Consider the following 8,521-nt stretch of genomic DNA (forward strand, 5'->3'; position numbering starts at 1 on the left):
GTCTGAGCATCCTAATGGAGCCGGAATGGTCCGGTTCCATATGGTCGACGATCAAATAGTCGATTTGTCTGTTTTCAGGTATTATAGAAGTCAGCCTTTCGATATAATCTGTCAGGTTTCCGCTTTTTATCGAATCAACAAGTGCTGTCTTTCTGTCATTAATGAAATATGCGTTATAAGCAACTCCCCGTGGGAGAGTCCATAGTCCCTCGAACAGGTCGGTCTCGCGGTCGTTTCCGCCTATCCAGTAAATTGAATCCGTAATTTTTATTGCCTTCTGCATTGGTAAAGAGCCTCCTTTTAATATTCCCAGATTTACACGTCAAGTATATCAACTGTGCGGTAAAAATGTAATAAAATCGATTTGGATGCAACGACCTATTTAAAAAATATTTTCTGACAAGGAAGATTGTTCTGACAATTATCTTGTGTATATGCTTATAAGAAACCTAAACAGGTTTTTACATCCTTTAAAAAAGTAAAATGACGGAGAAATAGCTATGTTCAAAGGTTAAAGCGGAAGAATAGAGACAGCGCGGACAAAAAATATTTAAAAAATACATGAATAAACTTGTCTGAAATGACCTGTCAAATGTTGCAATTTTTTCTTACCTGCTTAATAATAGCAGGGTGTGGTTTTTTGTAAAATCCATAAGTGTGCAGGTGGCCATGTAATGCCGGTCACGAGATGTTTCATAAGGAGGCGGAGTACGTGTTCGATCCAAAACAGCTCCAGGAAGTAGCGGAATGCAAAAAGGGCTATGAGGCAGAAGTCGAAAAGGCTCTGGCGAAAAGTCCGGAGAGAAAGGAAAACTTTACTACCGGCGGCGGTATTCCTCTTAAGAGGATATATACCCCCGAAGACTTGGAAGGTCTTGACTACGGCAAAGACCTTGGTTTCCCAGGGCAGTACCCTTATACAAGGGGTGTTCAGCCAACAATGTACCGCGGCCGTTTCTGGACGATGCGCCAGTATGCCGGATTTGCCACGGCGGAGGATTCAAACAGACGTTACCGTTATCTTCTGAGCCAGGGTACGACAGGGCTCTCTGTTGCATTTGACCTCCCGACGCAGATCGGTTATGACTCTGACGATCCCATGGCGATAGGGGAATGCGGTAAGGTCGGAGTTGCGATAGACAGTCTTGCGGACGCAGAGATACTCTTTGATCAGATCCCTCTCAATAAAGTCTCGACATCAATGACGATCAATGCCCCTGCGGCGATTCTCCTTGCAATGTACATTGCAGTCGCCGAAAAACAGGGCACACCCATGTGCGACCTTTCAGGAACGATACAGAATGATATTCTCAAGGAATATATCGCACGCGGTACTTATATATTCCCTCCAAGGCCGTCAATGCGCCTAATTACTGACATATTTGATTTCTGCAGCAAAAACATCCCTAAGTGGAACACAATTTCTATCTCCGGCTACCATATCCGCGAAGCCGGTTCAACAGCGATCCAGGAAGTAGCGTTCACTCTTGCGGACGGGATCGCATATATTGACGCTGCTATAAAAGCGGGGCAGGATCCTAACGTTTTTGGAAAACGCCTCTCATTCTTCTTTAATTCGCATAATGATTTCCTTGAAGAGGTAGCTAAATTCCGTGCGGCGCGCAAGATATGGGCGAAGATAATGAAGGATCGCTTCTGCGTCACGAACAAGAGCGCCCAGATGCTCCGTTTCCACACCCAGACAGCAGGCTGCACGCTGACAGCGCAGCAGGCGGAGAACAACATAGTCAGGGTCGCTATTCAGACTATGGCGGCTGTTTGCGGCGGTACTCAGTCGCTGCACACGAACAGCCTTGACGAAGCTCTCGCGCTTCCGACGGACAAATCCGTCCGCATCGCGCTCCGCACGCAGCAGATCGTGGCTTACGAGTCCGGGATCACGAACACGGTCGATCCTCTTGCAGGCAGTTATGCCGTCGAAGCACTCACGAAGCAGATAGAGGATGGCGCATGGGAATATATCAAGAAGATCGATGAGATCGGCGGGATGATGGCGGCTATCGAAAAGGGCTTCCCGCAGAAGCATATCCAGGATGCGGCCTATGATTATCAGAAGTCTATCGAATCCGGCGACCGTATAATTGTAGGTGTCAACAAGTTCCAGATAGACGAGGATACTTCCGATCGCAAGCTGCTTAAAGTCGATGCAAGCGTAGGCGTTAACCAGATCAAGAAGCTTAAGGCCATGAAAGAAGCCCGTGACAACGTAAAGGTCCGGGATTGCCTTGAGGCGATCCGTAAGGGTGCCAAGGGCGAGGAAAATCTTATGCCGCTCATCCTTGACGCTGTGCGCCACTATACCACAGAAGGCGAGATCTGCGGCGTTCTTCGCGAAGAGTTTGGCGAATACAAGGAAAACGTGGTTCTTTAGGGTACCTGAAGAGCTGATAAGGAGGAAAAAAAGATGGACCGTAAAATTCGCGTAGTTGTTGCGAAACCAGGGCTTGATGGTCACGACCGCGGCGCCAAAGTTATTGCAAGAGCATTCAGGGATGCAGGGATGGAAGTCATCTATACAGGACTCCGCCAGACTCCTGAACAGATAGTAGCCACGGCAATACAGGAAGATGCGGATGCAATTGGAGTAAGCATACTTTCAGGCGCTCACGAATACTGCTTCAAAACGATAATAAACCTGCTCAAGGAAAAGAACGCGAGTGACATAATAGTCTTTGGCGGCGGGGTCATACCCGAGTCAGACTATCCGACACTTCTCGGCTTCGGTGTCGGGGCCATATTTGGGCCAGGCACACCTACAACCGAGACGATCAAGTGGCTTGAGAAAGCTGTTGCGGAAAAAAGGGCAAAAGAGGTGTAAAAAATGAAACCTACAGTGATAGACCATATAGGTATAGCAGTAAAAAGCATTGATGAATCGCTTAAATTCTGGGAGGCGACACTGGGCATCAAGTGTCATGGCGTTGAAGAAGTTGCAGAACAGAAGGTGAAGACAGCCTTTCTTCCAATTAAGGATACAGAGATCGAACTGCTTGAGCCCACAAGCCAGGAGAGCCCTGTAGCCAAATTTATAGAAACGAAGGGGGAGGGGATGCACCATCTGGCAATCAGAGTGGATAACCTTGAAGAGACCCTTGCAGAACTCAAGGCTCAGGGTATCCGCCTCATCGATGAGAAGCCGCGCTGCGGCGCCGGCGGTGCAAAGATAGCCTTCCTTCACCCCAAGGCAACAGGAGGTATCCTGCTCGAGCTGAGCGAACGCTAATGATAAGGCAGGTACTTCTGTGCCGGATACACACCACAGGGTAACTGCTTAAAAAAAGTCCCACCCGTACCGATTATACGAGGAGGTAAGAAGTAATGGCGGAAAAAACGATCGATGAGATGTGCGCAGACCTGGTTGAAAAACGGGAAAAAGCGTCACAGGGCGGTGGAGCAAAAGCCATCGCCAAACAGCACGAAAAAGGCAAAATGACAGCACGTGAACGTATCGAAGCAGTTCTTGACCATAACAGTTTCGTTGAGATCGATGAGTTTGTCGAGCATCGCTGCGTAAACTTCGGGCTCGCGAACACCGTATTCCCCGGAGACGGCGTAGTTACTGGCTACGGTACTATAGATGGACGCATAGTATATTTATTCAGCCAGGATTTTACGGTAATGGGCGGATCGCTTGGCGAGATGCACGCAAAGAAGATATGTAAGGTGCTGGACCTTGCGCTCACTAACGGTGCCCCCTGTATCGGGATCAATGATTCAGGCGGCGCGCGTATCCAGGAGGCTGTCGATGCGCTTTCTGGTTATGGCAACATCTTCTTCCGGAACGTCAAGGCCAGCGGAGTCATCCCGCAGTTTTCCATAATAGCAGGTCCCTGTGCGGGTGGAGCTGTCTATAGCCCCGCGCTCACTGACTTTGTGTTCATGGTGGACAAAATAGGGATCATGCATATCACGGGACCTGCTGTCATCAAAGCCGTTACAGGCGAAGATGTTACTTCCGAGCAGATCGGAGGCGCACGCGCTCATAACGCGACGTCAGGATGTGCGCATTTCTTTGCTGACAGCGAAGCAGAGTGCTATGCACAGGTCCGCAAGGTGATGAGCTATCTTCCGAGCAACAACATGGAAGAGCCGCCTTTTGCGGAAACAGGCGATAATCCGGCACGCATGGACGCAGGGCTTCGTGAGATGGTCCCTACTAACCCGAACAAGGGCTACGATGTCCGCGACGTCATCAGGAAGGTTGTCGACAATGCTGATTTCTGCGAAGTGCAGGAGATGTATGCACGCAATATCGTTACCGGATTTGCCAGGGTCGGCGGCCGAGTGATCGGAATTATCGCGAACCAGGCGAAGTTTATGGCCGGCTGTCTCGACATCGACGCCTCCGACAAGGCGAGCCGCCATATCCGTATATGTGATGCGTTCAACCTTCCTATAGTCACATTTGAAGACGTTCCAGGCTATCTTCCCGGACTTACCCAGGAAATGGGCGGAATTATCCGCCATGGTGCAAAGCTTCTTTACGCATACAGCGAGGCTACGGCCCCCAAAATCACAATTGTTCTTCGCAAGGCTTACGGCGGCTCATATCTCGGTATGTGCAGCAAAGACCTTGGCGCCGATGTTGTTCTTGCATGGCCTCAGGCGCAGATCGCGGTTATGGGAGCTGAAGGCGCGGCTAGCATTATATTCCGCAAGGATATCGATGAGGCGGAGGACAAGGCTGCAATGCGTGCGCAGAAGATCGACGAATACAAGGAAGCATTCGCAAATCCATACTGCGCAGCGGCACGCGGTTTCGTCGACAGGGTGATCCTTCCGGAGGAGACGCGCCCTGCACTCTATCAGGCGCTTATTATGACGGAGACGAAGAGTGAACTTCGTCCTAAGCGCAAACACGGCATAATGCCGAACTAAGGAGGACTGGATTATGGAAAATTCAGTATCATCCTACTTCGTGGGTGTGCAAGGCGGACTTGTAATGTCAATGATTGCCTTCAGCATAGTCTTCATAGTCATTTGCGGACTTATGTTCGTTATGATGGGGATGAAGCATGTCTGCAGGGTGCTGGATAGTATGCAGACAGCCGCTAAGGCTTCTCCGGCAGTCGGCACACCGTCGCCTGCACCGGCAGCAAAGATGGTTGCGGCTCCGGCGGAAGATGATTCTGAGCTTCTGGCAGTTATTTCTGCCGCAATAGCTGCAATGTACGGCAGCGCAGCGCGTGTTGTGGCGTTCAGCCCCGTAAAGGCTCCGGCAGCAACGAGTTGGAAGCTTGTTGGCAGAATTCAGAATGCGGAAGGATTTCAGGATTAGTTTTTTGACACATAAAATATTCAAGGAGGTTTTCTCTGATGGCACGAAAATATAGAGTGACAGTAAATGGCAAAGCGTATGATGTAGACGTTGAAGAGATGGGGGCTGGCACATCAGTTGTGGCACCGGTGCCTGCAGCAGCACCGATGGCAGCAGCAGCACCGGTGGCGGTACCAACACCGGTGGCGGCATCGGTACCGGCGGCACCAACTCCCGCACCGGTGGCAGGAGGATCTGTAATTGAAGCTCCTATGCCTGGAAAAGTACTTAAGATACTTGTCTCGCCGGGTGCAACTGTGGCGGCCGGACAGCTTGTACTTATACTCGAAGCTATGAAGATGGAGAATGAAATCTTTGCAGCGACTGCGGGCACTGTGACACAAATAGGGTGCAAAGAGGGAGATAATGTCAATACAGGCGATACTCTCCTGGTTATCGGATAGGCTGCCTTGGCAGTACTCACCATGGAGGGAAACTGAATGGAACTTTATTTGACTGCGCTTAAAGGCGTTATCCAGCAGTCTGGATTTGTAGCATTGAACTTGCCAACGCTGGTAATGCTCCTTGTCTCGTTCATACTGCTCTACCTAGCCATTGCAAAGGGTTTTGAGCCGCTGTTGCTTTTGCCGATATCATTTGGATGTCTCCTTGTCAACCTTCCGCTTTCTGGGATCGTTGACCCGGGCGGCTTTCTCTATTTTGTCAAATTCGGCATTGACCATGAGCTCTATCCTGTAATTATATTCATGGGAATTGGCGCTTTGACAGACTTCGGTCCGCTGCTGGCCAACCCTATCACATTCCTTCTTGGAGCATCGGCTCAGCTGGGAGTGTTTATTGCGGTCATCGGCGCAATGTTTATGGGTTTCACGATTCAGGAAGCGGCAGGTATCGGAATTATAGGTGGAGCAGATGGACCTACAGCCATCTATCTGTGCTCGAAGCTTGCTAAACAGATCCTTCCTGCTGTTGCTGTTGCGGCCTACAGCTATATGTCGCTTGTGCCTCTGATCCAGCCGCCTGTAATAAAACTGCTCACTACGAAGAAGGACCGCTCGATAAGAATGGAACAGCTTCGTCCTGTCACAAAAACAGAACGTGTTCTCTTTCCTATTGTATCAACGATCGCCTGCGGACTTGTGCTTCCTGCATCTGTACCGCTTATTGGTATGCTGATGTTTGGCAACCTGCTCCGTGAATGCGGCTGCACAGAGCGACTTTCGCTGGCAGCGCAGAACGAGGTACTGAACGCAACCACGATATTCCTTGGGATATCTGTCGGTGCGACGATGAGCGCTGAATCGTTCCTTACAGTGGCTACAATCAAGATCATCGCACTGGGGCTTATCGCGTTCATATTCAGTACCGCCGGAGGGGTTCTGTTAGGCCAGATCATGAAGATCGCATCAGGAGGAAAGATAAACCCTGTCATTGGTGCCGCCGGAGTATCGGCAGTCCCAATGGCGGCCCGAGTCTGTCAGAAGGTTGTCTCGAAGGAATTCCCGGGAAGCTACATCCTTATGCACGCTATGGGCCCGAACGTAGCGGGTGTTATAGGAACAGCTGTTGCTGCGGGGGCTATGCTTACCCTCCTTGCCAAATAGCTGAGAGAAGGAGCCTTGCGCCGCCGGCTTAACGGCATGAGGCGTGGCCAATCAGTCCGAGAAAACGCGTAGGACACATGGCGGCTGATAGCGATATTCACGGATGCTCCCTCTTTAGAGGGGGCATCTGCCTTTTGCTCGATCCGACAAATGAATGTATGAGAAGAATATATGTTTTTATTTTACGGCAGGCAGAGCGTCGGGTTGGGATTTTGCTGTTCTTCTGTTTTTTGACCGAGGTATCCGTACAGGATGCAGAAGCCGCCAAGTCGCCGTATTATCTTGTAGCCGACATTCCCCGCTGCAATGGCCTGTTGCTGTTCTTCGATTTTTCTTATCGGGATCCGCAGATGTCCATGTGTCCAGACCGGATGCTTGGGGTAAAAATCTTTTTTTAGAACATAGCGCATTAACTCGCCGTATACCCGTTTGATATTCACGATATAGAATCCGCATGCCAGGACATTCTGAAGGCTGAAGATATTTTTTGGTGAGACTGTCGTTACTATGGAATCAAACGTTTGAGCAATGATATTTTCAGCGTAATATTGAGAAAGGAACTGGATGTTGTTGCCCCGGAATTCCTTGTCTACAACGCAGAATCCTGTGATTGCGGTGCGGGCTGCCGTGTCAGGTCCAAGTCCGAACTCAGACAGCGTATCTTCTACCCACTTTGCCCCGGTCTTAAGAGTCCGCAGGCAGACGAGTCTATCTTCAAAACGTACCCCTACGGCAAGGCCCTCTTTACCGAGAAAACGGAGTACTTCTTCCTCAGTGCTTGGCGCAAAAATGTCGCGGCTCAACCCATGTGCCGCTGCGTTGTGCAGTTTGACAGCGGCGTCTCCGTCTGCGGGAGAGAGAACGCCGATAGTGCAGGGTGCCATAATTGAACGCCCGCCGTGTATGTTACGGCGAACGAACATTTTCATATCACAAACAGAACAGGTCATCGCTTGAAACCTCCTTTTGCTTAAGAATCAGATATAAATGTAAATACATTATAGTCAATTACTCAACTTTCCCACCTCTTGCTACCAGTGGATTCAAAACCTCTGTTTTTCGTCTTCTCCACATGTTTATTAGCGGAGAGCCAGTGGCACTAAAATATTGAAGTCGCTGGATTCCCGCTCAAAGGCATGCGGGAAAGACGGTGGGAAAATTGAGTCAATTATATCTTATAATAAGTTCGTTAACATCAAATGAGTAAATGTACTGGGGTTTAAAGTGTCTGTTATGCCTAAAACGGACCTGACTAAGCATCGCATACATATGAGTTTTTGCCAGTTTATTTTACAGGCTCAGGGGATTCCTATGCTAATGGCCGCTTATAATGATGATGTAGACGGCCTGAGACATATTTTAGATGTTCATGTTGCGTCAAAAGAAAAGGTACTTGAAAAGTGGAACGTTGCGTCAAATAAAAATGTACTTGAAGAAAGATGCTTCCTCCTTCCGTACTTTTAAACTTGGCCGGCCTTGCCGGCCGTTTTTGCGTTCCGGTAGAGTCTCTCACGCAAAGATGCTATCCTTCGTCTGAGCTCTATTGGGTTAAGTGTATCATATAATTCCGTCAGCTCCCTTTTTGTTGTATCTTCGATTTGTTCCAATAAGAGGACTC

Annotated in this window: 10 protein-coding genes; 8 read left to right on the top strand and 2 right to left on the bottom strand. The window is 49.3% G+C overall.

Going from position 1 to position 8,521, the window contains the following annotated elements; all coding sequences use genetic code 11:
* Positions 1 to 283 (bottom strand): FprA family A-type flavoprotein (locus LLF78_00480; protein MCE5200977.1); only part of this gene is annotated, 283 nt, incomplete at its 3' end.
* 429 nt (positions 284 to 712) lie between these two features.
* Here LLF78_00480 and LLF78_00485 point away from each other — a divergent pair.
* The 7 genes from LLF78_00485 (at position 713) to LLF78_00515 (ending at position 6,903) form a co-directional block, all read left to right on the top strand.
* Positions 713 to 2,392 (top strand): methylmalonyl-CoA mutase family protein, encoded by a 1,680-nt coding sequence (locus tag LLF78_00485; protein ID MCE5200978.1) that lies wholly within the window; start codon positions 713 to 715, stop codon positions 2,390 to 2,392.
* Positions 2,393 to 2,425: 33 nt separating this feature from the next.
* Positions 2,426 to 2,839 (top strand): cobalamin B12-binding domain-containing protein, encoded by a 414-nt coding sequence (locus LLF78_00490; GenBank protein MCE5200979.1) that lies wholly within the window; start codon positions 2,426 to 2,428, stop codon positions 2,837 to 2,839.
* Positions 2,840 to 2,842: 3 nt separating this feature from the next.
* On the top strand, positions 2,843 to 3,244 hold the full coding sequence (mce, locus tag LLF78_00495; GenBank protein ID MCE5200980.1) for a methylmalonyl-CoA epimerase: 402 nt from the start codon (positions 2,843 to 2,845) through the stop codon (positions 3,242 to 3,244).
* Positions 3,245 to 3,339: 95 nt separating this feature from the next.
* Positions 3,340 to 4,899 (top strand): methylmalonyl-CoA carboxyltransferase, encoded by a 1,560-nt coding sequence (locus LLF78_00500; GenBank protein ID MCE5200981.1) that lies wholly within the window; start codon positions 3,340 to 3,342, stop codon positions 4,897 to 4,899.
* 13 nt (positions 4,900 to 4,912) lie between these two features.
* Entirely contained in the window at positions 4,913 to 5,299 is a 387-nt protein-coding gene (locus tag LLF78_00505; GenBank protein ID MCE5200982.1) for an OadG family protein, read from the top strand.
* 38 nt (positions 5,300 to 5,337) lie between these two features.
* The gene (locus tag LLF78_00510) at positions 5,338 to 5,742 is read left to right on the top strand and encodes an acetyl-CoA carboxylase biotin carboxyl carrier protein subunit (GenBank protein MCE5200983.1); all 405 of its coding nucleotides are present in this window, start codon (positions 5,338 to 5,340) and stop codon (positions 5,740 to 5,742) included.
* A 36-nt stretch (positions 5,743 to 5,778) separates the two neighbouring features.
* Positions 5,779 to 6,903, top strand: a complete 1,125-nt coding sequence (locus LLF78_00515; GenBank protein MCE5200984.1) for a sodium ion-translocating decarboxylase subunit beta — start codon at positions 5,779 to 5,781, stop codon at positions 6,901 to 6,903.
* 182 nt (positions 6,904 to 7,085) lie between these two features.
* On the opposite strand, the gene LLF78_00520 is transcribed toward LLF78_00515, so the two are convergent.
* The gene (locus tag LLF78_00520) at positions 7,086 to 7,853 is read right to left on the bottom strand and encodes a hypothetical protein (protein ID MCE5200985.1); all 768 of its coding nucleotides are present in this window, start codon (positions 7,851 to 7,853) and stop codon (positions 7,086 to 7,088) included.
* Positions 7,854 to 8,220: 367 nt separating this feature from the next.
* On the opposite strand from LLF78_00520, the gene LLF78_00525 reads away from it, so the two are divergent.
* Positions 8,221 to 8,367, top strand: a complete 147-nt coding sequence (locus LLF78_00525) for a hypothetical protein (protein ID MCE5200986.1) — start codon at positions 8,221 to 8,223, stop codon at positions 8,365 to 8,367.
* Positions 8,368 to 8,521 lie beyond the last annotated feature (154 nt).

The organism is Synergistaceae bacterium, assembly GCA_021372895.1.
Lineage (GTDB): Bacteria > Synergistota > Synergistia > Synergistales > Synergistaceae > JAJFTP01.

What these genes read in the sequence shown, in the direction of transcription:
- LLF78_00505 (MCE5200982.1), top strand. Translation starts at nt 4,913, where the DNA reads ATGGAAAATTCAGTATCATCCTACTTCGTGGGTGTGCAAGGCGGACTT.
- LLF78_00525 (MCE5200986.1), top strand. Translation starts at nt 8,221, where the DNA reads ATGGCCGCTTATAATGATGATGTAGACGGCCTGAGACATATTTTAGAT.
- LLF78_00520 (MCE5200985.1), bottom strand. Translation starts at nt 7,853, where the DNA reads ATGACCTGTTCTGTTTGTGATATGAAAATGTTCGTTCGCCGTAACATA.
- mce (MCE5200980.1), top strand. Translation starts at nt 2,843, where the DNA reads ATGAAACCTACAGTGATAGACCATATAGGTATAGCAGTAAAAAGCATT.
- LLF78_00490 (MCE5200979.1), top strand. Translation starts at nt 2,426, where the DNA reads ATGGACCGTAAAATTCGCGTAGTTGTTGCGAAACCAGGGCTTGATGGT.
- LLF78_00510 (MCE5200983.1), top strand. Translation starts at nt 5,338, where the DNA reads ATGGCACGAAAATATAGAGTGACAGTAAATGGCAAAGCGTATGATGTA.
- LLF78_00500 (MCE5200981.1), top strand. Translation starts at nt 3,340, where the DNA reads ATGGCGGAAAAAACGATCGATGAGATGTGCGCAGACCTGGTTGAAAAA.
- LLF78_00515 (MCE5200984.1), top strand. Translation starts at nt 5,779, where the DNA reads ATGGAACTTTATTTGACTGCGCTTAAAGGCGTTATCCAGCAGTCTGGA.